Genomic DNA, 25944 nt, shown 5'->3' with positions numbered 1-25944 from the left:
TCGGCGCTTCCGGGACGACTCATCGGGGCACGGCGCATTGGCACAGCGTGAGGATGCCCGAGCTGTCCGTGAGAGCTGCGTGAGAACCCATGGCCACCGCGCCGATCAGGGATTTCGCTGGAAGATGTGGCAACCTGCGTCCCCATCCTGCCCAGCGCCGATCTCGAACGGACCCGCGCCTTCTACTGCTTCCTGGGCTTCACCGTCGTGGACGCCGCCGACGAGTATCTGCGCCTGCGCTACGACGACGCGGAGGTCCACTTCTACCCGGACCCCGACATCGAGCCCGCCGCCAACCCCTCCGGGTGGTACCTGCGGGTCGAGGAGCCCGAGGAGCTACGCGAGAAGTGGCGGAACGACGGGCTGGAGTGCCCGGACGTGCCGGTCCCGGCCGTGTACGGCCCGACCGTGTTCGCGGTGACCGATCCCGACGGTGCGTTGCTGCGGGTCGGGCCGGCCGACCGGCTCTGAGGCCGCTGGTCAAAACTGCGGCTATGCGTTTTCCGGCTGCCGGAAAACGATCGCATTGTCCATGAACAGGTGGACATAGCCGCACTGTGCGGCTGACACCGGAACGGCACCGGTTGATCGTCGCCAATGCTGCCGCTGTGCGTCTCAAGGTTCCCCCCAACCCCACGCATGAAGCACATGATCGCGCGTGATACTACGCGCGCAATATGCTGCACACCAGATCCCGGGCGTGCGGACCCGGGGCGCAGCCGCGAGCCGAGGAGCCTGGGGAGGACCGATGCCGGACTTCGCACGCGCGCGCGGGTGGCGCGGACTCGTCGCGGCCTTGGTGGTGCCGCCGCTGCTGACGGCCGTGCTCACGAACCTCACCGAGCGGCTGAACCTGAGCAGCCAGGTCCTCATCTACCTGGTCGCGCTGGTCGCGATCTCGCGGGTCTGCGGGATGGTGCCGGCGCTGGTGGCCGCGGTGTGGACCGCGCTGCTGCTGGACTACTACTTCATCTCGCCGATCCACACGTTCCGCATCGCGGTGGCCAACGACGTGATCACGTTCTCGGCCTTCGTCATTGTCGCGGTGACGGTGGCTTCGGTGGTCGAGTACTCCGGCAAGCAGTTCCGGCGCGCGACCCAGGCCGCCGCCGAGGCCGCGCAGCTGGAGGCCGCCGACCGGATGCGGACCGCGCTGCTCAACGCGGTCTCGCACGACCTGCGCGCCCCGCTGGCGGCGGCGCGGGCTTCGGTGGACACGCTGCACGATCCGCGCTTCGAGCTGTCCGCCGGTGAGCGCGAGGAGTTGCTCGGCGCCGCGCAGACCTCGCTGGGCCGGCTCTCGCGGCTGGTGGAGGATCTGCTGGACATGTCGCGGTTGCAGTCCGGCGCGCTCAAGCCGCTGGTGGAGACGGTCGCGGTGGACGAGGTGATCCCGCGCGCGATCGACGACGTGCCGGCGGCCGCGGGCCGCGTCACGTTCGCGGCGAACCCGGACGGCGTGCCGCCGGTGGTGGCCGACAGCGCGTTGTTGGAACGCGTGCTGGCCAATCTGGTCGGCAACGCCGCCAAGCACACCGCCTCCCGCATCGAGCTGGTCGCGGGCGCGGCGACCCGCGCGCGCACCCCGAACATCCCGAACATCCCGAACGGCGACAGGGTGGAGATACGCGTGATCGACCACGGCCCCGGCATCCCGGCCACCGACCACGAGCGCGTCTTCCGTCCCTTCCAGCGGCTCGGCGACCGTGACAACACCGCCGGGGTCGGACTGGGCCTGGCGCTGGCGCGCGGGCTGGTCGAGGCGATGGGCGGCGAGCTGCGTCCCGAGGACACGCCGGGCGGCGGGCTCACGATGGTGGTGACCGTGCCGGCCCGGCCGGTGCCCGCACGGCCGGCGGCCGGCTCGCGGGAGGCGTCGTCCCGATGAAGCACCTGCTGGTGGTCGACGACGAGGCGCAGCTGCTGCTGGCGGTGCGCATCAACCTGCAGGCGCGCGGCTACGACGTCACGGTCGCGGCCGACGGCGCCGCCGGCCTGGCCGCCGCCGCGCGCCGGACCCCGGACCTGGTGGTCCTGGACTTGGGCCTGCCGGACATGGACGGCGTCCGGGTCATCGACGGCCTGCGCGGCTGGACCACGGTGCCGATCCTGGTGCTGTCCGGCCGTACCGACTCCTGGGACAAGGTGGAGGCGCTGGACGCCGGCGCCGACGACTTCGTCACCAAGCCGTTCGACATGGACGAGCTGGCCGCGCGCGTCAGGTCCCTGATCCGCCGCTCCGAGCCGGAGAACACCACCGGCCCGGTGATCGCCGTCGGCAACCACCTCGTCGACCTCGCGGCCCGCACGGTGAAGCGGATTCCCGAGGCGCCCGCGGACGTGCCGGAGACCGTGCGCCTGACCCGGACCGAGTGGGCCGTCCTGGAGATCCTGCTGCGCCATCCCGGCCGTCTGGTCTCCAGCAAGCAGCTGCTGGCCCACGTGTGGGGGACTGAGCACGAGCCGGAGGGCAGCTACCTCCGCTTCTACCTCGCGCGGCTGCGGCAGAAGCTGGAGCCGGAGCCCTCCAATCCGCGCCAGCTGCTGACCGAGCCGGGCATGGGGTATCGCTTCCAGCCGCTGGAGACCGCGGGGAAATCGTGAGTGGAGCGCGGTCACCGGTTTGTGAGGCGTGAGTAGTCCGTGAGAAATAAACGCCCGGACGCTAGTGCTTTCCGGGTGGCCCGGCAATAGCATCGCGGTCGTGCCAAGTGCTCTGGGGATAGCCAAACGGGTCATGGTCGGTCGGCCGATGCACAGCGAGATGCTCGGCGAGACCTTGCTCCCGAAGAAGATCGCACTCCCGGTGTTCGCCTCGGACGCGTTGTCGTCCGTGGCCTACGCCACCGAGGAGATCCTGCTGGTGCTCTCCGCCGGCGGGCTGGCCCTGCTGCACTTCACGTGGTGGATCGCCGCCGCGGTGGGCCTGCTGATGCTGGTGGTCGTCGCCTCGTACCGGCAGAACGTGCACGCCTATCCCTCCGGCGGCGGCGACTACGAGGTCGCCACCACGAACCTGGGCCCGAAGGTGGGCCTGACGGTCGCCAGCGCCCTGATGGTCGACTACATCCTCACCGTCGCGGTGTCGGTGTCCTCCGGCGTGGCGAACCTGGCCTCGGCCTTCCCGGCGCTGAACTCGCACGTGGTGTTGATCTCGGTGGTCGTCATCGCCACGATCACGCTGCTGAACCTGCGCGGCGTGCGGGAGTCGGGCACGGCGTTCGCGGTCCCGACGTACTGCTTCGTCGCGGCGGTCGGCGTGATGATCGTGACCGGACTGATCCGGGTCGCGTTCGGGCACGGGCTGCACGCCGAGAGCGAGCACTACACGATCATCAACACCACGCACTACAACGGCGTGCTGCTGATCTTCCTGCTGCTGCGGGCGTTCGCCTCCGGCTGCACCGCGCTCACCGGCGTCGAGGCGATCAGCAACGGGGTCCCGGCGTTCAAGCCGCCGAAGAGCAAGAACGCCGCGACGACCCTGGCCCTGCTCGGCGGGATCGCGGTGGCGATGTTCGCCGGCGTCACCGCGCTGGCGCTGGCCGGCCACGTGCACGCGGCGGACGCGGCGAACCTGTCGGGCCTGCCGGCCGGGCAGCAGCCGCGTACGGTCATCGCGCAGGTGGCGCGGTCTGTGTTCGGGGGCAACTCGCCGTTCTTCTTCCTCCTGCAGGTCGTCACGGCGCTGATCCTGGTGCTGGCGGCAAACACGGCGTTCAACGGCTTCCCGGTGCTCGGGTCGATCCTGGCCAAGGACGGCTACCTGCCGCGCCAGCTGCACACCCGCGGCGACCGGCTCGCGTTCTCCAACGGCATCCTGCTGCTCGCCGGGTTCGCCACCTTGCTGGTGGTGGCGTTCAACGCCTCGCCGACGCGGCTGATCCAGCTGTACATCGTGGGCGTGTTCGTGTCCTTCGTCTGTTCGCAGACCGGCATGATCCGGCACTGGAACCGGCTGCTGCGGGACACCGCGGACCCGGCCGAGCGCCGCCGGATGATGCAGTCGCGGGTGATCAACGCCGTCGGCGCCGGGGTGACGGCCGCGGTGCTGGTGATCGTGCTGGTGACGAAGTTCGCCAAGGGCGCGTGGATCGTGGTGCTGGCGATGCCGCTGATCTGGCTGGTGATGCGGGCGATCAACCGGCACTACGCGGCGGTGGCGCGGGAGCTGACGCCCTCGGACGACGCGGTGTTCAGCCTGCCGGCCAACAACCACGCGCTGGTCCTGGTCTCCAAGCTGCACCTGCCGACGCTGCGCGCGATCGGTTACGCCAGCGCCACGCGCCCCAGCACGTTGGAGGCGGTGACGGTGAACCTGGACGACGCCGAGGTGGAGGCGCTGAAGGCGGAGTGGGAACGGCGCTCGATCCCGGTTCCGCTGACCGTGATCGCCTCGCCGTACCGGGAGATCACCCGGCCGATCATCGAGTACGTCAAGCGGGTCCGGACGGAGAACCCCGATGACGTCGTGACCGTCTACATCCCGCAGTACGTGCTCGGCCACTGGTGGGAGCAGGTGCTGCACAACCAGTCCGCGCTGCGTCTGAAGAGCCGGCTGCTGTTCCAGCGGCGGGTCGTGGTCGCGGCGGTGCCGTACCAGCTGGAGTCGGCTACCGCCCGCATCGAGGCCGCGAAGGCGCAGGCACACGCGCAGGGAACCTTCCAGGGGAGTGCCATGACCAAGCCGAAGCAGCCGAAGCCGCCGCGTCAGAGGACCCGGCTGCAGTCGCTGACTCTGGAGAACCAGGAGTTGGAGGCCGCCGAGTTGTCGCAGGAGGTCTCGCCGTGCGGAGCCACGGCTATCGCCGACTGCCCGGACCGCGAGCAGGTGGTGATGGCCGGCACGCTGCGCACGGTGCGGATGCGCCCGCGCGCTGGCGTCCCGGTCCTGGAGGCCGACCTGTGGGACGGCACCGGGTCGGTGACAGTGAGCTGGCTCGGTCGGCGGCAGATACCGGGGATCGCGCCCGGGCGGCGGATCGTGGTGCGGGGGCGGATCACGACGGCCGGGGGGCAGCGGGCGGTTTACAACCCGATTTATGAGCTGCGGCCGGGGCCGGCTGACTGAGTCTGATCGAGGCTGATTGAGGTTGGGGGGCTCGGGGCCGGTTGGGCGGCTTGCCTTACCAGCGGCGCGTTTGGCTTTCCGGTCTGCGGTAATCCCTCAGCACGTGTCGACTGATACAGAACACTGCGAACCTCACGTGTTCGCCGCACCCGTCCGGCCCGGTGCAGGATCTGCAGATGATACGCGACTGCTGACGGGCTCGGCCGGAGTCGGCCCGCCCCCTCGCCGGGCGTCGCCGGGGCCGCCACGGCGACCGGGATCCGGGCGCGTGTCCAGCCGATGAGTTCGCCGGCGCTTCACCGACACGCGGCCGGCGCCCTTGGTCCGCACGATGTCGTAGTCAATGTGTTGAAATAGGCCTCGTGGCGGACACTGCCCGGTGTGCGGGGGCACACGGCGGTGCCGGCGGCGAGGCTGGCAGCGTGGTCGGCGCGGTTGCGGAGGGTGGACCCGACGCCGTACCGATCACGCTGTCGTGGGGAGCATTTGCCAAGAGGACTATCAGACGGCGGCGGACTCGGCCTCGGCAGTGCTGGCGGTCTCGGATCCGGCGCTCTCAGCCTCACGCTCGGCAAGAGCCTTGCGCACCTCGTCCATGTCCAGCGCACGAGCCTGCGCGATCAGGTCCTCCAGCGCCGACTCCGGCAGCGCGCCGGGGTGCTGGTAGAGCGTGACGCCGTCGCGCACGATCATCAGCGTCGGGATCGAGCGGATGTCGAACGCCATCGCCAACTCCTGCTCGGCCTCGGTGTCCACCTTGCCGAACACGATGTCCTCGTGCTTGCCGGCGGCCTTCTGGTACACCGGCGCGAAGGACCGGCACGGTCCACACCACTCGGCCCAGAAGTCGACAAGCGTGATGCCCTCGCCCGCCACGGTCTCGGCGAAGGTGTCCTTGGTCAGTTCCACGACGGCCACGGCCGTTTCCTCCTCGGTGCTCGACGGGGCCCTGGTCACATACAGTCGGATACCCCGCAGGGTATAACCGGCGGGGGTGGATCAGTATTCCGGCGGGCTGCGGGAGTGGGCTGTGCGATAAGTGGACCGCTGAACGCAGCGAGCCGCAGGCCCCGACCTGCGGGGACCCGCGGCTCGCTGCCGGCAGTCCTACCGCTGGTGCGCCAGCTCCAGCAGCAGCGCCGCCGACCAGCTGAACCCGCGTGAGTTCATCGCGGAGCCCGTCGCCGGGTTGTAGTTCTCCATCAGCGGTCCGTCGCCGATCATGCCCGCGGCGTTGGCGCGGAGCTTGGCCGCCAAGGCCGTCGCGTCGGCCGTGTAGCCGTACCGCTTCAGGCCTTCGAGTGCAAAGTACGCCTGGTCCATCCACACCGCGCCGCGCCAGTAGCCGGTCGGGTCGTAGTACGGCGAACTCGCCGAGACCGTCGGGAACGGCAGCTGCGTGTCGAACTCGGTCGGCGACACCAGCTTCGCGCGCACCGCCGCCGCCTGTGCCGGAGTCGCCACGCCGGCCCACAGCGGGATCGCGCCCTCGATGCCGCGCCCGCGCGCCGTCAGCGGTTGCCCGGTGCCGAGCGAGGCGTCGTAGAACCAGCCGCCGGCCGGGTCGTACATCTTCTGCCGGATCGCCGTCGCGACCGTCTTCTGCGACGCCTGGAACCGCGCCGCGTCCGACCAGTGCCCGAGCCGCAGAGCCATCTGCGCCAGGACACCGTCCTCCGCCGCGAGGTACGAGTTCAGGTCGACGGACTCCTGCGTCAGCGAGTACCCGACCACCTTCCCCGCCGCGTCCGTGTTGTCCACGACACCGGCCCCGAGAGCGGCGTCGAAGCGCGGCGCGTTGTCCATCCCGCTCTCCCAGGCAGCGGCCTGGCGCTTGTCCTCGGCGGTGACGTTCTGCGGATCCACGGTCGAGCCGTACTCCGCGAGACCGTCGTGGTTGTGGTCCCGGTTGCGATACCACCAGTCGTGGTACGCCACCAGCTTCGGGTACATCTCCTTCAGGAAACCGACGTCCCCGTTCCGCTCATACACGGACCACACCGCCCAAGCGGCCAGCGGCGGCTTGGAATTCCGCTCGTTCCAGTTCCCGCCGCCCCGTGCGGGGTCGTTGTAGAAGACGCAGTCCGGGATCATGCCGGCGTCCTGCGGCCGCTGCGGGTCGGAGGCCGTCACCTGGTAGTCGAACATCGACCGGATCTGCGACTCGGCCAGCGCCGGGTCGAACACCGCCGTGCCGACCGCCTGCTTCCACGTGTCCCAGGCCCAGAAACCGCTGAACCACTTGTTGGAGATCGACGGCGTCACCCCGTCGTGCTTCACCGCCCCGGCGGCACTGCGCCAGTTTGTCGTCAGCGTCTCGACCGACTTCACCGCCAGCGCCTGCTGCGCGGCCGGAACCCCGCGCACCGCCGACGCCACGTACCCGCGCCACCGCTGGTCGTCGGCCGCGACGACCGCGCCCGGAGCCCGCAGCGTCTTCGCGACGACCGGCTGCTCGGCGGCGTAGTCGGCACCGGTGAAGGTGTAAGACTCGGTCCACGTCAGCGTCTGCCGGCCGTGCGGCCCCAGCTTCAGGGGCCGGTCCAACGACGTCGTGTACGCGTCGCCGGCCACCGACGTGGTCACCGGCTCGGCATGCGTCACCTGGAACTTCTCGGTCCCGTCGGTGAGGTAGTCCCATGTCTGCCGCACCTTCGCGAACCCGACCGAGACACCGGTCGAGGTCGCTTGCAGAGACGGCGCGCTCTTCATCGGCTCGACGGCAGGCCGCAGCAGCGACCCGGTCCACCCGGCGCCGACGCTCCGCGCGTGCCCGGTGGTGTTGTCCACGAACGCCTGCACCAACGCGGTCCGGTTGCTCGCGTACCGCAGCTGCATCACCACCCGCAGCCCGTCCATATCAAAGCTCTGCTGCAACATCCCCGGCAGCGACGTGAACACCGGATTCGTCGCCGAAGCCAGGTCGATCGGACGGCCGTTCTCCGAGAGCGTCAGATGGCTGATTCCCTTGCTCAGCCACCAGGGATACTCCTGCGCGATGTACAGCGGCCCGGTGAAGGCGCCGTAGGAAGCCGTGTCCCCGGCCTTCGGCAGCGCGTAGGCGTGCCACGCACCCTGGTCCGCGAAGACGCCGATCGGATTGACGTCGGTCGCGGGATCGCCGGGCAGTGCCACGGTCGGCACCCCCTGCAGATCGAGGACGTTCGCGAAGGAGGGGTTCGGTGGTGGAGCAGCCCGCGCCGCCGTCACCGGAAGAACCAGGCCCACACCGACCGCCAAAGCGGCCAGGGCCCGTAACCGACGAGACATGATCACCTTCCTACCTTCAGGACCGCGACACCCTTCGCGGCCAGATGGGTGGGACGACTCCCGGTCAGCAGGTTCACCGCGCCGAACGGCACCGACGTACCCAGATCGACCGCGGTGTCGCCGTGGTTGAGCAGGAAGTAGTAGTGGTGCGACTCGGAGCTGCGGCACACTACCTCGACCCCGGTGACGGCCAGCGCCGAGGCCGGCGACGGCCACACCACGGCGGGCCGGACGGCCTCGGCGAGCACCTTCTCGATCGCCCAGCTCAGATCGCAGCTCACGTACCAGGCCCGGCCCTCGCCGAATTCGTTGCACGTGACCGCGGGGCGGTCCTTCAGCGGCCCCTCGGCGTAGTGCGCGACGGTCCGGGCCGTGGTCGTGGCGAGCCATTCGCTCCAGCCCAGCGCGGCGGGCGTGGGCTGGTAGCCGAGGCCGTAGCTCGCGCGGCTGCTGTGCTTCTTCTTCGCCTTCGCGGTCTCCTCGTCGGCGGTGAAGGTGACAGAGGTCGAATACCCCTCCGCGATCGGCCACCACTCGTCCACGGCGACGCCGAGCACCTCCCGCAGCGGACCCGGGTAGCCCCCGCCGGACCCGTCAGTGCCCTGATGGATGTGGTCGAGCTCGTCGACGATCCCGCTGAAGAACCCGACGACGAGGTACCCTCCGCCGTACACGTAGTCGGTCAGCCGGGCCGCGTTCTCGGTGCTCACCGAGTACAGGTTCGGGACGAGCACCACCTTGTACCCGCTCAGGTCGGCGTCCGGCGGGACGAAGTCGACGACGTGGTTCCACCGGTACACCACCGTGTACCAGTTCAGGATCTGGTCCTTGAGCCGGAGCCGCGTCGAGGGGTGGTCCTCGGCCTCCAGCGCCCACCACGAGTTCCAGTCCAGGACGATGGCGACCGTGCTCTCGATCCGGCTCCCGGCGACCTCCTTGAGGCTCGCCAGCTCCTCGCCGAGCCGGACCGTCTCCCGCCATCCCCGCGTCTGGGTCCCGCCATGCGGAAGCAGGGCACTGTGGAACTTCTCCGCGCCGGCCCGCGAGGCCCGCCACTGGAAGTGCATGACGCCGTCCGCGCCGCGCGCAACCGTCTGCAGCGACCACAGCCGCCGCAGCTCGGGAGTCTTGGGCACGTTCACCGCCCGCCAGCTCACCGCCGACGGCGCCTGCTCCATCAGCAGCCACGGCTTCCCGCCCCCGAGCGAGCGCATGAGGTCGTAGTTCATCGCCGCGAGCACGTGCGCCGAGCTGCTTGCCGGGTCCGGGTACGCGTCGTCGGAGACGACGTCCTCGTGTGCGGCCCACTTCCAGTAGTCGAGGTCCTTCATCATCGACATGAAGTTCGTCGTGACCGGGATCTCCGGCGTCACCTCCTTCAGAACGGCCCGCTCGCCGAGGAAGCAGGCGAGCAGGGCGTCGGAGCTGAAGCGCCGCCAGTCCAGCAGTTGTCCCGGATTGATCGGGCCTGGGGCCTTGCGCGGGGGCTCGATCTGCGAGAAGTCCGAGTAGCGCTGCGACCAGAACTCCGTGCCCCAGGCGAAGTTCAGCTGCGCGATGTCGTCGCCGTAGCGCTCCTTCAGCCAGCGGCGGAAGTCCTCGGCCGACACCTCGCAGAAGCACTCCGTGACGTGGTCGCCGTACTCGTTGTGGATGTGCCACAGCGCCAGCGCCGGGTGCTCGGCGTAGCGTTCGGCGATCGCGCGGGCCAGGCGCGTCGCCGCCGCCCTATAGATAGGAGACGAGGGGCAGTAGTGCTGCCGCGAGCCGAACTCCAAGCGCACGCCGTCGGCCGTGACCGGCAGCGTCTCCGGGTACTGACGCACGAACCAGGCCGGCGGCGAGGCCGTGGCCGTGGCGAGGTCGACGGCGATGCCGCGGCTGTGGAACAGGTCCATCAGCCCGTCCAGCCACTCGAAGTCCCACTCGTCCTCGGCGGGCTGCAACCGGGCCCAGGAGAACACACCGAGTGTCACCATCGTGACGCCGGCGTCCTTCATCAGGTTGGCGTCCTGCTTCCACACGGACTCCGGCCACTGCTCCGGGTTGTAGTCCGCTCCATACAAGAGACCTTCTACGCGTGTGATCATCCTTTGACTGCTCCTCCCAACAAGCCGGACACGAACTGCTTCTGGAAGATAAAGAAAATGAGCATCAGAGGGAGGGTTGCCAGGAAACTTCCGAGGATCAAGCCCGAATAATCCACATGCGTCCCGCCGACCAACGTGTAGAGCGCGACCGGCGCGGTGTATTTGTCCTGGGAGTCGAGCATCAGCAGCGGCCACAGGAAGGCGTTCCACTGACTCATGAAGGTGAAGATCGCCAGGGCCCCGAGTTGTGGCTTCACCACAGGAAGCAAGAAGCGAAACTGGATCACCGACAGCACGCCGATGATCAGCACCACGGTCCAGGCGATGGCGGAGGCGTAGTTGAAGTCCATCTGGTCGAAGCCGACCTTGTAGAGGTAGAGGACCGGCGTCATGGTGGCGTTGTCCGGTCCGCCCGAGGGCCTGGTTGACCATGCCGCCGTCGGTCTTGAGCAGGACGCGGAACACCACGGCGTACGCGACGAGCATCGTCACCGACCGCAGGAAGAAGGCGATGCACCAGGTAGGGGTGAGCCGCGGTCGGTCGGCGGCAGAGCCGGACGTGTCGGACTCGGCGGCGGGCTGGCGGATCGGCGTATCGGCGGGCTGGCGAGTGGCCAGTCGCCCGTGTTGGGCTGGTCGGCGAGGCGAACTGCGCCGGCGTTGCTGCGTCGCGGCGAGGCATCCTCGGCATGAATCGCGGCGCCGCAACCCGGGTCACCCGTTCTGCGCAGCCGTGTCTGCTGTCAGCAGACAAGCGGGACTCGCCTCGCCGCCTGTCCGTACGCTCACATCATGAGCGAGCTTCTGAGACTGCACGTCGTCCCCGGCGGCCACGCCGACCAGCCGCCGAAGCAGCCCGCGGCCTCCGAACCCGAGCCGTTGTGGCGCGAGGTGCTCGGCGAGCACCTGCGCGGGCTGCGGCGCGAGCATCAGGAAAGCCTCGCGGAGACCGCCCGCCGCGCCGGCATCTCGCCGCAGTACCTGTCGGAGGTGGAGCGCGGCCTCAAGGAGCCGTCGAGCGAGATGATCGCGGCGGTCGCCGGGGCGCTCGGCACGACGCTCGGCGGGCTCGCCGAGTCGGTCGCCGAGGTGCTGCGGCTGAAGCGCCAGGAGGCGGCGCTCAGCAGGGTGCGACGGGAGCTGCCGACGCGGCGGCGCAGTAGCGGCGGTCCGGTGCTGTTGGCGCTGGCGGCCTGACGGGCGGTCGGCGGTGTTCGTTCGCTCATTTGACGCAACTTTGCGGCGAATTCGGGGGGCGGGCGTTGACCGGCCGGCGGCGCGGGGCCGATCCTGGAGCGAGTCGGCTGGCGCGCGCTCCTTTTGAGGCTGGTGGACCCCCTTGGGTGGGTGGGCCCTGCGCGCGTTGACGGTCTTGCTGCCGCCGGTCAGCCCGCCCCCTACTCCCGCGGCCCCAGAACCCGGTCCGCGAGCCCGTACTCCACCGCGGCGGCGGCCGTGAAAACGCGGTCGCGGTCGGTGTCGTGGCGGAGGCGGTCGGCGGCTTGGCCGGTGTGCTGCGTCAGGATCGTCTCCAGTTCGCTGCGCATCCGGACCAGTTCGTCGGCCTGGATGATCAGGTCCGGGATCGCGCCCTGGCCGCGGGCCGCCGGCTGGTGCAGGACCACGCGGGCGTGCGGGAGGACTGAGCGGAGGCCCGGGGTGCCCGCCGCCAGGAGGACCGCGCCGACGGCGATCGCCTGGCCCACGCAGGTCGTGCGGATCGGGGACTTGATGTGCTGCATCGTGTCGTAGATCGCCAGCATGGAGGTGAGGTCGCCGCCTTCGCAGTTCACGTAGAGGCTGATCTCGCGCTCGGGGTTGTCGGACTCCAGGTGCAGCAGTTGGGCGATCAGGGCGTTGGCGACGCCGGCGTCGATGGCCGTCCCGAGGTAGATGATGCGCTCGGTCAGCAGGTGCGAGTAGATGTCCGTGACGCGCTCGCCGCGGGGGCTCTGCGTGGTCACGTAGGGGACGGTGTAGGTGCTCATGCCGTGATTCCGATCCGCTTGCGCTCGGGCGCCACCTGGCTGAACGAATCCACGATGTGGTCGATGAACCCGTAGTCCTTCGCCTGCTGCGCCGTGAACCACCGGTCGTGCAGGGAGTCCTCATAGACGCGGTCGTACGGCTGGCCGGTGTCGCCGGCGATCAGCCCGAGGACCGTGGTCACCATGTGCCGCAGGTCGTCCGCCTGCACCTCGACGTCCACCGTGCTGCCGCCGATCCCGGCGGAGCCCTGGTGCATCAGGATCCTGGCGTGCGGCAGCGCGAAGCGGCGGCCGGGCGTGCCCGCCGACAGCAGGAACTGGCCCGCGCTGGCCGCTAGGCCCAGCGCGAGGGTCGAGACCTCGCACGGGATCAGGCGCATCACGTCGCGGATCGCCAGCATCGCCGGGACGGAGCCGCCGCGCGAGTGGATCCACAGCGAGATCCCCGCGTCCGGATCTTCGGTGGCCAGGGAGAGGAACTGGGTCGTCAGCAGGGTGCCGTTGTCGTCGTCGAGATCGCCGTCGAGCACTACGATCCGCCGGCTGAACAGCTGCTCACGGGTGCGCCAACTGAACTGGGGTGTCTTTTCGTCTTCTGCCATGACTCCACCGTGCCCCGGCGGCGGACGGCTGCGAACGCCGTGCTGCTGTGGGCGGATCAGCTCACAGCAGATCAGCTGTCAGCTGACGGCGCAGCACGTCGGGGGCTTCGGCGAGCGAGGGACCGTACCAGGTGAGGTGGCGGCCGGAGACCAGGGCGGTGGGCAGTCCGGGGAACGCTTCGGGGCCGTCGGAGGCGCTGAACGCGTAGGGCTCGTCGGGGAGGACGACGAGTTCGGCGCCGCCGGCGAGAAGTTCGGGCAGCGGGATCTTCGGATAGCGCTCGGCATGGTCGGAGTAGATGTTTCGCACGCCGAGCCGCGCCAAGAGGTCGCCGGCGAACGTGTCGCGGCCGAGCACCATCCACGGCCGCCGCCAGATCGGGATGACAGCAGGGATTTCAGCCCCCGTTGCCACCGCAGCCCAAGCCGCCTCCGCCGCGTCCAACCACCCCGGCCGATCGAGCCCGCACCCGACAGTCAGCATCCGGTCCAGCTCCCGGAAGGCCTCGTCCAGCGTCCGGATCTGCGTGACCAGCACCGAGATCCCGGCCTCGCGCAGCGCGTCGAGATCGGCCGGCCGGTTCTCCTCCTCGTTCGCCACCACCAGATCCGGCGCGAGCGCGACGATCCGCGGGACGTCAGGATTCTTCGTCCCGCCGATCCGCTCGACGTCCAGGTCCGCCGGGTGCGTGCACCAGGCCGTCGCGCCGACCAGCAGCCGTGGTGCCGTCGTCGCGATCGCCTCAGTCAGCGACGGCACCAACGACACCACGCGCTGCATACCCCTGTCCTCCTAGAAGTCGTCGTCGAACGAGACGCTACCGCCGACCGCCACCTGGTACGCCGAGACGCGCCGCTCGAAGAAGTTCGACAGCTCCTGCACGTCCTGGAGCTCCATGAACCCCAGCGGGTTCGCCGTCCCGTACACCGGCTCCAGCCCCAGCTGCTCCAGCCGCCGGTCGGCGACGTGCTCCAGGTAAGCCCGCATGTCCGCCACCGGCAACCCCGACACCCCGGCGCCGAGCAGGTCCTCGGCGAACTGCGTCTCGCACTCCACGGCCTCGGCCAGCATGGCGCGCACCTGCTGCGCCATCTCGTCGTCGAACAGGTCCGGCTCCTCGGCGCGGACCGTCTCCACCACGTCGAAGGCGAAGGCCATGTGCATCGACTCGTCGCGGAACACCCAGTTGGTGCCCGACGCCAAGCCGTGCAGCAGGCCGCGCGAGCGCAGGAAGTACACGTACGCGAAGGCGCCGTAGAAGAACAGCCCCTCGATGCACGCCGCGAAGCAGATCAGGTTCAGCAGGAAGGCCCGGCGGTCGTCGCGGGTCTCCAACCGCCTCAGATCGCCCAGCGAGTCGATCCACCGGAAGCAGAACTCTGCTTTACGGCGGATCGAGGGGATGTTCTCCACCGCCGCGAACGCCTCCGTGCGCTCGTCCTCGTCCGGCACATAGGTGTCGAGCAGGTTCAGGTAGAACTGGACGTGCACGGCCTCCTCGAACAGCTGCCGCGACAGGTACAGCCGGCCCTCGGGGCTGTTGACGTGCTGGTACAGGTTCAGCACCAGGTTGTTCGCGACGATCGTGTCGCCGGTGGCGAAGAACGCGACCAGGCGGGAGACCAGGTGGCGCTCGGCCACCGAGAGCTTGTCGAGGTCGGTCAGGTCGCTGTGCAGGTCCACCTCCTCCACGGTCCAGGTGTTCTTGATCGCGTCGCGGTAGCGGTCGAAGAAGTGCGGGTAGCGCATCGGGCGCAGGGTCAGGTCGAGACCCGGGTCGAGCAGCATGAGAGGGATTTCCTTTACTGGCAGGCTTCGCAGGCTTCGGGGTTCTCCAGCGAGCAGGCGATCGCGTCGTCGTCGGCGATCACCGGCAGCTCGGCGGGGGCGGCCGTGGCGGCCGTCGTGGCGACCGTCGCCTGCTGGATCCGCGTCGCGGGCCGCGAGCGCAGGTAGTACGTGGACTTCAGCCCGGCCTTCCAGGCGTACATGTACATCGACGACAGCTTCCCGATCGTCGGCGCTGCCAGGAACAGGTTCAGCGACTGCGACTGGTCGATGAACGGCCCGCGGGCCGCCGCCAGGTCGATCAGCGCCTTCTGCGGCAGCTCCCACGCCGTCCGATACAGGGCCCTGATCTCCGCCGGCAGCGCCTCGACGCCCTGCACCGAGCCCTCAGCGCGCTTGATCGCCTCGCGCACCGCCGGGGTCCACAGCCCCAGCGCCTTCAGCTCGCCGACCAGCGCCGTGTTGATCTGCAGGAACTCCCCGGACAGCGTCTCGCGCTTGAACAGGTTCGACACCTGCGGCTCGATGCACTCGTAGCAGCCGGCGATGGAGGCGATGGTCGCGGTCGGGGCGATCGCCACCAGCAGCGAGTTGCGCAGGCCGGTGGCCGCGATCCGGCCGCGTACCGTGCTCCAGCGCGCGGCCAGTTCCGGCGCGGTGGCGACGTTCCACAGGTCCGGCTGCAGGTCGCCGCGCGCCGCGCGGGTGTCCGCGAATGCCGGGTGAGCGCCGAACTCCTCCGCCAGCCCGGCCGAGGTCTCCAGCGCGGTCAGGTAGATCTCCTCCGAGATCCGGGTCGACAGCTCCCGCGCCCGCGCGTCGTCGAAGGGCAGCCGCAGCGCGAAGAACACGTCCTGCAGCCCCATCAGGCCCAGCCCGACCGGGCGCCAGCGCGGGTTCGACGCCGCGGTCTGCTCGCTCGGGTAGTAGTTGATGTCGATGACGCGGTCCAGGAAGACCACGGCGGTGCGGACCGTGGCGCGCAGCCGGTCCCAGTCCACGGCGTCGCGGGACGGCGTCAGGTGCGCGGCCAGGTTGATCGAGCCCAGGTTGCAGACCGCGGTCTCGGCGTCGGAGGAGACCTCGATGATCTCAGTGCACAGATTCGACAGGTGAACGGTGTTACCGGGAGCGCTGGTCTGGTTGCACAGCTTGTTGGACGCGTCCTTGAACGTCATCCAGCCGTTGCCGGTCTGCGCCAGCGTGCGCATCATCTTGCCGTACAGCTCACGCGCCGAGACCTGCCGGACGTAACGGCCCTCGGCCTCGGCCGCGCGATAAGCCGCGTCGAACTCCGCACCCCACAGGTCCGGCAGCTCCGGCACCTGGTCGGGGTCCATCAGCGACCAGAGGCCGTCGGCCTCGACGCGCCGCATGAACTCGTCCGGGATCCAGTTGGCCAGGTTCAGGTTGTGCGTGCGGCGCGCGTCCTCGCCGGTGTTGTCCCGCAGCTGGAGGAACTCCTCGACGTCCGGGTGCCACGGCTCCAGGTACACGCACGCCGCGCCTTTGCGCCGGCCGCCCTGGTTGACCGCGGCGACCGAGGAGTCGAGCGTGCGCAGGAACGGGACGATGCCGTTGGAGCGGCCGTTGGTGCTGCGGATCAGGGCGCCGCGCCCGCGGACCCGGGAGAAGCCGATGCCGATGCCGCCGGCGAACTTCGACAGGCGCGCGACCTGGTGGTAGCGGTCGTAGATGGAGTCCAGCTCGTCGCGCGGGGAGTCCACCAGGTAGCAGGACGACATCTGGGTGTGCCGGGTGCCGGAGTTGAACAGCGTCGGCGAGCTGGGCAGGTAGGCCAGCGAGGACATCAGGCGGTAGAAGCCGACGGCCTCCTGCGGGTCCTGCGACAGCCCGACGGCGACGCGCAGCAGGAAGTGCTGCGGGGTCTCGATCACGCGGCGGGTCACCGGGTGCCGCAGCAGGTAGCGGTCGTAGACGGTGCGCAGGCCGAAGTACTCGAAGCGGAGGTCGCCCTCGGGGTCGATCGCGGCGTCGAACTGCCCGGCGGCCGAGTCGACCAGGGCCTGCGTCACGTCGCCGATCAGGCCCTCCCGATGCCCGACGGCGATGGACGCGCTGAAGGTGGTCGCGCCCTGGCCGGCGGCCTCGCGGGCGATGACCCCGGACAGCAGGCGGGCGGCGAGCTTCGAGTACTGCGGCTCCTCGCCGATGAGCTCGGCCGCGCTCTGGACGGCGAGGTCGGCGACCTGGTCGGCGGTGGCGTTCGGCGGCAGCCCGGCGAAGGTCTTGCGGGCCACGCGGGCCGGGTCGACGTCGGGCAGGTCCGCGGACTTGTCTGCGAGCTCTGCTTCGATCTCCGCTTCGAGCTGAGCTGCTGTCGTCGCTGTCGTGGTCACCGTCGGCAGCGCCTGCGCCCCCGCGCGCCTCGCTGCCTCTGTGGTCTCGACATGTGTGAGCGTGACCGTCACAACCTTCTCCTCGCCAGTCGTAGGTCCGAGGTCCGGACCGTTGGCGAGCAGACACCGGAGGCACGCGAAAGCCGCGACGCGCTCCGCCGTCAGCCGTCCCACGCGGCCTCGGACCAGCCGTACCCCACGTCCGGGCACGGCACGGCTGGCAGGTCTTCGGACTCGTGGGCGCTCGCGGGCCCGGGGAGGACCGCGCGAACCTACTGGCCGTCACTTCCCAGGCCGGCGCCTTCCGGCGCCACTCGGCCCAGTGTGTACGACGGCTGTCGTTCCCACTCACCGCTGCGGGGCAGTCCCGGTCTCGCACCGGGTTCCCTCTTGCCTCGACCGCCGCCCTTGTGCGGGGCGGTGGTCGAACCAGCTGCGTCGGACACCATATCTTGTGGCGGCGCTCAAATTCCAATCAACATGCTGTATGTCAGGGGACTACTGGAAGGTGGCGTGCGTCGGCCGCAGGTAGATCCGTACGCGGGTCGGCGCGTCGCCGACGGGACCGTCCATCGGCAGCGCGTAGCGGTCGGCCAGGACGGCGAAGAAGTCACCCTCCGGGTCCGGCTCGATGCGGTCCACGGTCCCGCGCAGCTCCAGGTAACGGTACGGGGCGTCGGGGTCGTTGATGGAGACCGCGGCGTGCGGGCGCTCGCTGAGCTCCTTGTACTTCGCGCGCTTGGTCGAGGTGGTGAAGGACAGGAACTCGCCGTCCCACAGGAACCACATCGGGTTCACGTGCGGGGTGCCGTCGGCGCGGACGGTCGCCAGGTGGCAGAAGACGGGGCGGTCGAGCAGATCGGCGTGTGATGCGGGGATGACGGACATGGGTCTACTCCAGTCGGAGACGGGATTGCGGACAAGGGGAGATGTCGACTGGCAGCGATCAGGAAACGTGATCGTCGGAAGCGGCGGCGATGCCGGCCCGCATGACCGACCACCACTCGGCGACTCGGTCGGCGACGTCGGCGTGGCCGGACAGGATGCCCGAGACGTGCTGAACTCCCTGGAAGCCGGCGACCGAGGCCCGGGCCAGTGTGCCGGGATCGGCTCCGGGCCGGAGCTCGCCGCGTTCGGCGGCGCTGCGGAACAGGTCGGTGGAGGTGGCGATCCAGTCCACGAACGGCATGTGGACCGGCTCGGAGATCTGTGCGCGCTCGGCTTGCAGGCGGACTGTCGCGCGGACGATCGGGTCCTCGCGGATCTGCGCCGCGATGCGGGCGAAGACCTCGCCGAGGAGGTCGAGTACCCGGTCGTGCGCCGGCGTCGCTTCGGCGACCAGCGAGGGCCACTGCTCGTAGCATTCCTCGACGATGGCCGCCGCGACGGCGGCCTTCGCCGGGAAGTGGAAGGCGAGTGCGCCTTTGGTGACGCCGGCGCGGGCCGCGATCTCGCTGGTGGTGGCCGCTGCGTAGCCGACCTCTGCGAAGCACTCGGACGCGGCCAGCAGGATCGCGCGGCGGGTGCGGCGCGCGCGCTCCTGCGTGGGCTCGCTCGGGGTCCGGGGCTCGGCCGAGCCCCGGGAGCCGGCCGAGCCTCGCGAGTCGACGCGGGAGTCGGCCGAGCCTCGCGAGCCGGCTGGCGGCGGCGTCACGCGGTCAGCCCCGGACCGCGACGACGGTCTTGCCGGGGCTGCGGTTCTCGGCCTGCGCGATGTGCGCCTCGGCGGCCTCGCTCCAACCGATGACGCGCGGCGCCGGGATGGCCAGCCCCTCGGCGGTGAGGGCGAAGACCGCGGCGATGAGGTCGCCGACCGCGGCGGCGTCGCCCCGGGCCCGGTTGATGATGCTGAAGCCGGAGGTCGTCCAGTTGTTGCGGCGCAGGTCCGCCAGGGTCGGGGCGGCGGGGTCCGGCTGGCCGGCGGCGGCGCCGTAGCTGACCAGGCGGCCGCCGGGGGCGAGCAGCGCGGGCATCGCGGCGGACACGTCGCCGCCGATGGATTCCAGGACCACGTCGAACAGCGAGTCGTCGGCGGCTTTGCGCGCGTTCGCGGCGAACTCGGCGTCGCGGATCGCGGGGCGGTAAGCGGCCGCGAGGGTGGCGGCGGAGCGTGCGCTCGTGCCGCCGACCAGCGCCGTGGGGTGGCGCAGGGCCAGGACCGCGGCGAGTGCGTCGCCGACGCCGCCGCCGGCTCCGGTGACCAGGACGCGGTCGGCGGCGGCGACGTGAGCGGCGCAGGCCAGGCCGACGGCGGTGGCCCAGGTGAGGGGGACCGTCGTGGCGGCTTCGAGGGCGAGGCCGTCGGGAACGCGCGCGGCCAGGCCGGCCTCGGCGACGACGGTTTCGGCCAGGCCGCCGCCGTCGACGGTGAACGCCACGACGGTGTCGCCGACGGCGAAGCCGCTCACGCCCTCCCCGAGCGCGGTCACCTCGCCGCCGACTTCCATGCCCGGCACGAAGGGCCAAGCGCTGGCGTAGCCGGGCGCTCCGCGCCGGGCCAAGACGTCGACGAAGTTCAGGCCGGCGAAGCGGACCGCGATCGCGAGCTGTCCGGGCGCCGGGGTCGGCGCGGGGATGTCGACCTCTGCGACGTTCTCCGGACCGCCTGGTGCGCTGAACTCGATGGCTTTCATGATGGGTTCCCCTCCCAGGATGGTGCTGCGGCGGGTGCCGTGGGAGAAAAATACCGGCTGGCCGGTTTCTTGTCGACCGGACCGACGGGGACCAGCCGTTCGACGGGGACCAGCCGGTCGATCGGGCATCAGCCGAACGCCGCCGCGTTCCGCACCGCCCAAGCGCTGAACGGCGCCGCCGGCCGGCCCAGGATCCGCTCGACGTCCGGGCTCACGGCCCGCTCCTCGGCCGTGGGCTCGCCGAGGATCGCCAGCGTGCCCTCGACCACCTCCGGCGCCATGATCTGCGCCATCTGCGCCCGCGCCTCCTCGCGCGTCATCTCGACGAACCGCACCGGCGCCCCGATCGCCTCCGCGATGGCCGCGGCCCGCTCGCGCGGCGTGGTCGGTGCCGGGCCGGTCAGCACGTAGGTCGCGCCGTCGTGGCCGTCCTCGGTGAGCACCGCCGCGGCGACCGCGGCCACGTCGTCCGGGTCCACGAACGGCAGCCCGACCTCGGCGAACGGTGCCGGCGCGATGCCCTGCGCGCGGATCGGCTCGACCCAGGCGAACGCGTTGGAGTCCAGGCCGCCCGATCGCAGGATCGTGTATTCGAGCCCGGAGTCGGCGACGGCCTGCTCGAAGTCGGCCGCGTGGGCGTAGGCGCCGCCGGGCCGGGTGCCGACGCCCTGCGAGGACACCAGCACCACCCTGGTGACGCCGGCAGCCTTGGCCCGGGCCAGCACGCCGGCCGGGTCGTCGCCCGCGACCAGCAGGAACAGCGCCTTCGCGCCCTGCAACGCGGGCTCCAGGCCGGCCGGTTCGGCGAGGTCTGCGGCGACCGCGCGGACGCCGGCCGGGACGTCGGATTCCTGGACGTGCCGCGCCACGGCAGTCACCGCGTGCCCGGCGGCCGACAGCCTGCGCACCAGAGTCCGGCCGACGTTCCCGGTGGCACCTGTCACGACGATCATGATTCTCCCCAATCCGAATTCAGAGCAAGAAACACCAGCTGGAGCTGTGAGTTAGTCGGCTAACTGAGTTGAACGCTAGCCGACGGCGGCCCCGGTTGTCTATCCTCAGTTAGGTGACTGACTCAGAAGCCGGGAAGGCCAAATCCCGGGGCGGCAAGCGCGAGCGGCTGGCGTCCGCCGCCGCCGAGGTGTTCCACCACCAGGGCGTCGAGCGCACCACGCTCAACGACATCGCGCAGGCGGCCGACGTCCCGCTGGGCAACGTCTACTACTACTTCAAGACCAAGGACCAGCTGGTCGAGGCCGCCCTCGGCGCGCACCGGGACCGGCTTGCCGACATCACCGGGCAGCTCGACCAACTGCCCGATCCGGCCGCGCGGCTCAAGGCCCTGATCGCCGGGTGGGTCGAGCAGCGCGACGTCGCGGCCCGCTACGGCTGCCCCTTCGGGACCCTGGCCACCGAGCTCGACAAGCGCGAGGACGGCCTGGACCAGACGGCCGCCGGAGTGCTGCGCGCGCTGATCGACTGGACCGAGGAGCAGTTCCGCCAGCTCGGCCGTGCCGACGCGCACGATCTCGCCCTCGAACTCGTCGCGGCCTACCAGGGCATGTCGGTGCTGGCCAACGCGCTGCGCGATCCGGAGGTGATGACCGCGCGCGGCGGTCGTCTCGCGGATTGGATCGACACCCTCGCCTGATCGGGTCCCGTCGCGGGAAGATCGGATGTTCACATCGGCAAGCGCACCGGAGGGCGAGACCCGTGTTCTTCAAGGACGGCCAGCACATCCTTCTCATCGGCGACAGCATCACTGACTGCGGACGCCGCGAAGAGAACGCCCCCTACGGCAACGGGTACGTCAGCCTGCTGCGGGCGTTCACCACCGCCCGGCACCCCGAGGCACGCCTGACCTGGACCAACCGCGGCATAAGCGGCAACACCGTGCGGCACCTGGCCCAGCGCTGGGAGGCCGACGCGCTGGCCCCGCGCCCGGACTGGCTGTCGGTGATGATCGGCATCAACGACGTCTGGCGCGCCTTCGACGGCCACCCGGAGAACGCCGTCCCGCTCCCGGAGCACGTCGAGACCCTGCGCACGCTGCTGCGCCGCGCGGTGGAGGAGACCGGCTGCCGCCTGATCCTGGCCGACCCGTACATCATCGAGCCGGACCTCACCGAGCCGCAGCGCGCGGCCAGCGACACGTTCGTGACCGCGGTCGCGGGCCTGGCCGAGGAGTTCGACGCGGTGCACATCCCGACGCAGCGGGTGTTCGACGGCGCGCTGGTGACCACGGCGTCGACGGACTGGGCCGGCGACCGCATCCACCCGAACCTGGCCGGGCACGCGCTGATCGCCGACGCGTTCATGAAGGAGCTGGAGATCTGACGACGCGCGGGTAAATCACCGCCGATGGGGCGCAACCGGGATGAAATGGTCCGCGTGACGAATGCGAACCTTGATGATCCCGGTGTATCGCGGCGCCGGCTGTTGACGTCCGTCGGCGCCGCTGCGGTGGTGAGTATCGCGGGCGTCAGGCCGGCACATGCGAATTCAGTGCCCGCGCCCCGGCCGGCCCTGGACGTCCCGGCGCTACCGGTCGCATCCGGCTTGGACTACGCCTGGACTCCGCACCCCTCGATCGGCGCGATGACCGCCGCCGGCTACAAGTTCGCCGTCCGGTACCTCAGCCACAGCCCGGCGAAGAACCTCACGCAGGACGAGGCCGAGACGTTGACCGCGGCTGGGATCGCAGTGGTCTGCAACTGGGAGGCCGCGCTCGACGGGCCGCGCAAGGGCTTCGGCCAGGGCGCCATGGACGCCAGCGAGGCGGCGCGGCTGGCGGCGGCGTGCGGGATGCCGGGGGACCGGCCGATCTACTTCAGCGTGGACTGGGACGTGCAGTCCTCTGATATGGAGGCGGTCAACGCGTACTTCGACGGCGTCGCCTCGGTCATCGGGGTCGCCCGCACCGGCGCCTACTCCAGCTACGACGCGCTCGGCTGGCTGCTGGCGTCCGGTCGCATCCGGTGGGCCTGGCAGTCGTGTTCGGCCGCGTTCTCCAACGGCCGCAACCGCTCGCCGTACCCCGGCATCCAGCTGTGGCAGAACCGGACGCCGTTCACGTTCGACGGCGCCGACGTGGACGGTGACCTGGCGCTGACGCCGGACTTCGGGCAGTGGGGCGCCAGCGGGTTCCCGTATCCGCTGGGGAGCGGCGGCCGGATGGCCGGGGGCGTGCACAGCGATGGCCGGATCGAGCTGTTCGCGGTGACGCCGTCGGGCGGGATCGCGAACCGTTTCGAGACGGCGCCGAATGCCTCGTGGTCCGGCTGGGGCGACTTCAGCCCGGCCAAGGGGTTCGGGTTCGCCGCTCGTACGAACTCGGTGGCGACCGGACGGCACGCCGACGGCCGGTTGGAGGTCTTCGCCGTGATGAGCGACGGCTCCGTCCAGAATCGGTTCGAGACCACGGCGAACGGCGCGTGGTCGGGCTGGAACGCGTTCGCGCCGTCCGGGACGATGAAGTCATTGACTGTCGGGGCGCATGCCGACGGTCGGATCGAGCTGTTCGGGGTGACACCGCGCGGCGGGATCGCGAGCCGTTTCGAGGCGACGCCGAACGGCGCGTGGTCCGGCTGGAACGCGTTCGGGCCGCAGGGCGGCGTCACGGACGCGGTGACAGTGGCCGGCCATGCCGACGGACGCCTGGAGGTGTTCGCGGCGATGAGCGACGGCTCGATGCGGAACAGGTTCGAGACGGCGGTGAACGGTTCGTGGTCCGACCGGACCGTCTACGGCCCGACCGGCGGCGTGAACGGCTACGGCGCTCCCGGCGCGGTGACGGCCGGGGTGCATCAGGACGGACGCGTGGAGGTCTTCGCGGTCACGCCGACCGGCGGGATCCGGAACCGGTTCGAGACCGCGCCCGGCGCCGCTTGGTCGGGGTGGGGCGACGGCTTCGGTCCTGACGGCCTCGGACCCGGCGGTGCGGTCACCGCCGCCTCGGTGAGTCGCCATGCCGACGGCCGGTTGGAGATCTTCGCGGTGCTGGCCGACGGTTCGGTCCGGAGCCGGGTCGAGACCGTGGCGAACGGGGCGTGGTCGGAGTGGAGCGAGTTCGCTGGGGTCGGGACGGTGAAGGTCTGAGCTGGCTGGACTCCGCGCGTCACATCGTCGCGAGGTCGAACACCAGCGCCGCGGCGATCGCGATTCCGTAGGCGGAGGCGGCCAGCTTCACCGTCCGCGTCCGCTTCTGCTCCGGCCAGGAGGTCAGCGTCAGGGCCCAGGCCAGCGTGGGGAGGACCAGGACGCCGTGCAGGCTGATGCCGTGCACCAGCTTGAGGAAGCCGAGGTCGTGGTAGGCCTGCAGCTGGTGGCCGGTCTTGGCCTCCGAGGTGCCGCGGGCGATCATCGCCGCGCCGGAGAGCAGGCCGATCAGCAGAGTCGCGAAGCCGGCGCGCAGGGCCAGGCGCATCGACGGGGCCTGGCTCGGATCGCCGCGGAACGCTGCGACGGCCAGGCGTCCGAGCACGAGGACCAGGATTCCGCCGCCGACGGCCAGGGTCATCGAGACGCCGGTGTTGAAGGAGCCTTGCATGTCGATGTGCGAGGGGACGTGGCGCCAGGCCTGGAGCGTGATGCCGCCGACCTCGACGAAGCAGTCGGCGGCGAAGATGCCGAGGGCCAGCGCGCGGGTGCGTTCGGAGAGCTTGAGGTAGGAGGCGACCCAGGCGACAGCGATGAGGGTGAGACCGAAGGACAGGCCGAAGGTCGTCGGCTTGCGCCAGGAGACCGGGCCCTCCCACGGTCCGCCGCGCACGAAGAACAGGGCGAAGTGGAACACGCCGGAGGCGATCAGGACCAGGCCGAGGACGTAGCAGACGCGCTCGATCCGTCGGCCGCGGGTCCAGATCTCGCGGACCGCCGTCCACCAGGTCGGCGGGGCTGGGCTGAGCGGAGCGGCTGACGTCGCGGCGGTCACGATGACTCCCGGCGGGGTGGATGGCGGCTGTGACACCTTCATCCTCGGGACCGGGGGTGACGTTGCCATCCGGCGTGGAGAGACACCGGTACTACGCCCGGGGGAGTAGGGGAACGTGCCGGAATTGCGCGGAGTATGCGCCATATGTCATCTGCTGAGTCGACGTCCACTGAGCCAACGGGCTGATGTTCGGCCCCGGTTCGGCGCCGCGCGCGTGGCGAATCGCCGGAATACCTCGTCGCTTCGCAATGATTTCCGCGAATGGTCCCATTGTTGGCGAAAGGTATGAATTCCCCATGCGTCTCCGAATCGGGCTGCGTGCGTGCGGCATGACCGCCGCGCTGATCGGCACCACGCTGGGCGTCGTCTCGCCCTCGCAGGCCTGCAACATGACCCCCCAGGCGGAGGCGTACGTCGTCTCCGCGCAGGCGCTCGGCGGCCTGGTCAACGTGCCGCCGACGCCGGACTCGAAGTTCCCGCCCGGCGGCACCAAGACGCTGCCGACCCTGAACCTCGGGCCGATCAACGTCGACGCCCTGCTCACCGCGACCACCGCCGGCGACCCCAAGGCCGGCACCGCCTCGTCGTCGGCGACCGCGGCGCACCTGATCCTGACCATCCCGCTCGTCGGCGCGCTCGACATCACCGGGATCAAGGCCACCTGCACCGCCCCGGCCACCCCGGGCACTGCCACCGGCACCTCGACCATCGCCACGGCGGTCTTCACCCCGGTCGCGCCGCCGGCGCCGCTCCCCCCGCTGCCGCCGGTGACGATCACCATCCCGACCGGCGTGAACCAGACCGTCGCCGTGCCGGCCCTGGGCAGCATCGTGTTCAACAAGCAGACCACGGACAACGACGGCAACCTGACCGTCGAGGCCGCGGACATCACGCTGGTCGGCGGCCAGGAGGTCGTCCTCGGCTACGCGGAGTGCGGCGGCGCGGCGCCGAGCACGAGCAGCCCGCAGCACCACATGCACTGAAGCGGGCACTCCGGGTCTGAGGTACTCAGGCCCTGAGGGCTTCAGCGGCGGGTCCCGACTCAGGCCACTGGGTCGGGACCTGTTGTTTTTGCCGGTTTGCGAGGGCTCATCGGGGCGGACCGGCGCTCACTGGCCGACGGCGTTGGCGTTGGCGGCGATGACGGCGGCGATGACGGCGATGGCGCCGGCGAGGAGGTCGCGGGGGAGCCGGTGGTGGGGATATTG

Annotated in this window: 23 protein-coding genes and 1 riboswitch; of the genes, 9 read left to right on the top strand and 14 right to left on the bottom strand. The window is 70.5% G+C overall.

What is annotated here, in order from left to right:
• The first annotated feature begins 126 nt into the window (after positions 1–126).
• The 4 genes from ABH935_RS28890 (at position 127) to ABH935_RS28875 (ending at position 5071) form a co-directional block, all read left to right on the top strand.
• On the top strand, positions 127–471 hold the full coding sequence (locus ABH935_RS28890; RefSeq protein ID WP_370381077.1) for a VOC family protein: 345 nt from the start codon (positions 127–129) through the stop codon (positions 469–471).
• 277 nt (positions 472–748) lie between these two features.
• The gene (locus ABH935_RS28885; RefSeq protein ID WP_370381076.1) at positions 749–1888 is read left to right on the top strand and encodes an ATP-binding protein; all 1140 of its coding nucleotides are present in this window, start codon (positions 749–751) and stop codon (positions 1886–1888) included.
• Positions 1885–2604 carry a response regulator gene (locus ABH935_RS28880; protein ID WP_370381075.1) on the top strand — a complete coding sequence of 240 codons (720 nt, stop codon included), beginning with the start codon at positions 1885–1887 and terminating at the stop codon, positions 2602–2604. Before ABH935_RS28885 ends, ABH935_RS28880 begins: the two co-directional genes overlap by 4 nt.
• Positions 2605–2737: 133 nt before the next feature.
• Complete coding sequence (locus ABH935_RS28875) at positions 2738–5071, top strand: amino acid permease (protein ID WP_370381122.1); 2334 nt, start codon at positions 2738–2740, stop codon at positions 5069–5071.
• A gap of 501 nt (positions 5072–5572) precedes the next feature.
• On the opposite strand, the gene trxA is transcribed toward ABH935_RS28875, so the two are convergent.
• From trxA to ABH935_RS28855, 4 genes are all read right to left on the bottom strand, one after another.
• On the bottom strand, positions 5573–5989 hold the full coding sequence (gene trxA / locus ABH935_RS28870) for a thioredoxin (protein WP_370381074.1): 417 nt from the start codon (positions 5987–5989) through the stop codon (positions 5573–5575).
• A gap of 189 nt (positions 5990–6178) precedes the next feature.
• A complete protein-coding gene (locus ABH935_RS28865) occupies positions 6179–8341 on the bottom strand; it encodes a trehalase family glycosidase (protein ID WP_370381073.1) in 2163 nt (720 codons plus the stop codon).
• Positions 8342–8343: 2 nt separating this feature from the next.
• Positions 8344–10431, bottom strand: coding sequence for a beta-galactosidase (locus ABH935_RS28860; RefSeq protein WP_370381072.1), 2088 nt, complete (start codon positions 10429–10431; stop codon positions 8344–8346).
• A complete protein-coding gene (locus ABH935_RS28855) occupies positions 10428–10823 on the bottom strand; it encodes a hypothetical protein (protein WP_370381071.1) in 396 nt (131 codons plus the stop codon). Before ABH935_RS28855 ends, ABH935_RS28860 begins: the two co-directional genes overlap by 4 nt.
• A 400-nt stretch (positions 10824–11223) precedes the next feature.
• Between ABH935_RS28855 and ABH935_RS28850 the strand changes: the two genes are divergently transcribed.
• A complete protein-coding gene (locus ABH935_RS28850) occupies positions 11224–11628 on the top strand; it encodes a helix-turn-helix domain-containing protein (RefSeq protein ID WP_370381070.1) in 405 nt (134 codons plus the stop codon).
• A gap of 200 nt (positions 11629–11828) precedes the next feature.
• On the opposite strand, the gene ABH935_RS28845 is transcribed toward ABH935_RS28850, so the two are convergent.
• The 9 genes from ABH935_RS28845 to ABH935_RS28805 all read right to left on the bottom strand — a co-directional run bounded on the left by ABH935_RS28845 (position 11829) and on the right by ABH935_RS28805 (position 20756).
• Positions 11829–12419 (bottom strand): ClpP family protease, encoded by a 591-nt coding sequence (locus ABH935_RS28845; RefSeq protein ID WP_370381069.1) that lies wholly within the window; start codon positions 12417–12419, stop codon positions 11829–11831.
• Positions 12416–13021, bottom strand: a complete 606-nt coding sequence (locus tag ABH935_RS28840) for a ClpP family protease (RefSeq protein WP_370381068.1) — start codon at positions 13019–13021, stop codon at positions 12416–12418. The genes ABH935_RS28845 and ABH935_RS28840 overlap by 4 nt, the downstream gene beginning before the upstream one ends.
• A gap of 61 nt (positions 13022–13082) precedes the next feature.
• Positions 13083–13802 (bottom strand): helical backbone metal receptor, encoded by a 720-nt coding sequence (locus ABH935_RS28835; RefSeq protein WP_370381067.1) that lies wholly within the window; start codon positions 13800–13802, stop codon positions 13083–13085.
• A 12-nt stretch (positions 13803–13814) separates the two neighbouring features.
• On the bottom strand, positions 13815–14810 hold the full coding sequence (locus tag ABH935_RS28830) for a ribonucleotide-diphosphate reductase subunit beta (RefSeq protein ID WP_370381066.1): 996 nt from the start codon (positions 14808–14810) through the stop codon (positions 13815–13817).
• A gap of 14 nt (positions 14811–14824) precedes the next feature.
• The gene (locus tag ABH935_RS28825) at positions 14825–17128 is read right to left on the bottom strand and encodes a ribonucleoside-diphosphate reductase subunit alpha (protein ID WP_370381121.1); all 2304 of its coding nucleotides are present in this window, start codon (positions 17126–17128) and stop codon (positions 14825–14827) included.
• Between the two features lie 243 nt (positions 17129–17371).
• Positions 17372–17619, bottom strand: a riboswitch (cobalamin riboswitch).
• Positions 17620–17668: 49 nt separating this feature from the next.
• Complete coding sequence (locus tag ABH935_RS28820) at positions 17669–18058, bottom strand: PPOX class F420-dependent oxidoreductase (RefSeq protein ID WP_370381065.1); 390 nt, start codon at positions 18056–18058, stop codon at positions 17669–17671.
• 58 nt (positions 18059–18116) lie between these two features.
• A complete protein-coding gene (locus ABH935_RS28815; protein WP_370381064.1) occupies positions 18117–18824 on the bottom strand; it encodes a ScbR family autoregulator-binding transcription factor in 708 nt (235 codons plus the stop codon).
• A gap of 4 nt (positions 18825–18828) precedes the next feature.
• The gene (locus ABH935_RS28810; RefSeq protein ID WP_370381063.1) at positions 18829–19803 is read right to left on the bottom strand and encodes a zinc-binding alcohol dehydrogenase family protein; all 975 of its coding nucleotides are present in this window, start codon (positions 19801–19803) and stop codon (positions 18829–18831) included.
• 128 nt (positions 19804–19931) lie between these two features.
• Entirely contained in the window at positions 19932–20756 is an 825-nt protein-coding gene (locus ABH935_RS28805; RefSeq protein WP_370381062.1) for an SDR family oxidoreductase, read from the bottom strand.
• Positions 20757–20869: 113 nt separating this feature from the next.
• Between ABH935_RS28805 and ABH935_RS28800 the strand changes: the two genes are divergently transcribed.
• From ABH935_RS28800 to ABH935_RS28790, 3 genes are all read left to right on the top strand, one after another.
• Entirely contained in the window at positions 20870–21454 is a 585-nt protein-coding gene (locus ABH935_RS28800) for a TetR/AcrR family transcriptional regulator (RefSeq protein ID WP_370381061.1), read from the top strand.
• A 62-nt stretch (positions 21455–21516) separates the two neighbouring features.
• The gene (locus tag ABH935_RS28795) at positions 21517–22140 is read left to right on the top strand and encodes an SGNH/GDSL hydrolase family protein (protein WP_370381060.1); all 624 of its coding nucleotides are present in this window, start codon (positions 21517–21519) and stop codon (positions 22138–22140) included.
• A 168-nt stretch (positions 22141–22308) separates the two neighbouring features.
• Entirely contained in the window at positions 22309–23901 is a 1593-nt protein-coding gene (locus tag ABH935_RS28790) for a glycoside hydrolase domain-containing protein (RefSeq protein ID WP_370381059.1), read from the top strand.
• 19 nt (positions 23902–23920) lie between these two features.
• On the opposite strand, the gene ABH935_RS28785 is transcribed toward ABH935_RS28790, so the two are convergent.
• Positions 23921–24736 (bottom strand): hypothetical protein, encoded by an 816-nt coding sequence (locus tag ABH935_RS28785; protein WP_370381058.1) that lies wholly within the window; start codon positions 24734–24736, stop codon positions 23921–23923.
• A gap of 296 nt (positions 24737–25032) precedes the next feature.
• Here ABH935_RS28785 and ABH935_RS28780 point away from each other — a divergent pair, with 296 nt between their 5' ends.
• The gene (locus ABH935_RS28780; protein ID WP_370381057.1) at positions 25033–25719 is read left to right on the top strand and encodes a choice-of-anchor P family protein; all 687 of its coding nucleotides are present in this window, start codon (positions 25033–25035) and stop codon (positions 25717–25719) included.
• The last annotated feature ends 225 nt before the right edge of the window (positions 25720–25944 follow it).

Origin of the sequence: Catenulispora sp. GAS73, from assembly GCF_041262085.1 — a bacterium.
Taxonomy (GTDB): Bacteria; Actinomycetota; Actinomycetes; order Streptomycetales; family Catenulisporaceae; genus Catenulispora.
The sequence above is the reverse complement of the archived record's forward strand: the minus strand, read 5'-3'. Positions and strand labels throughout refer to the sequence as shown.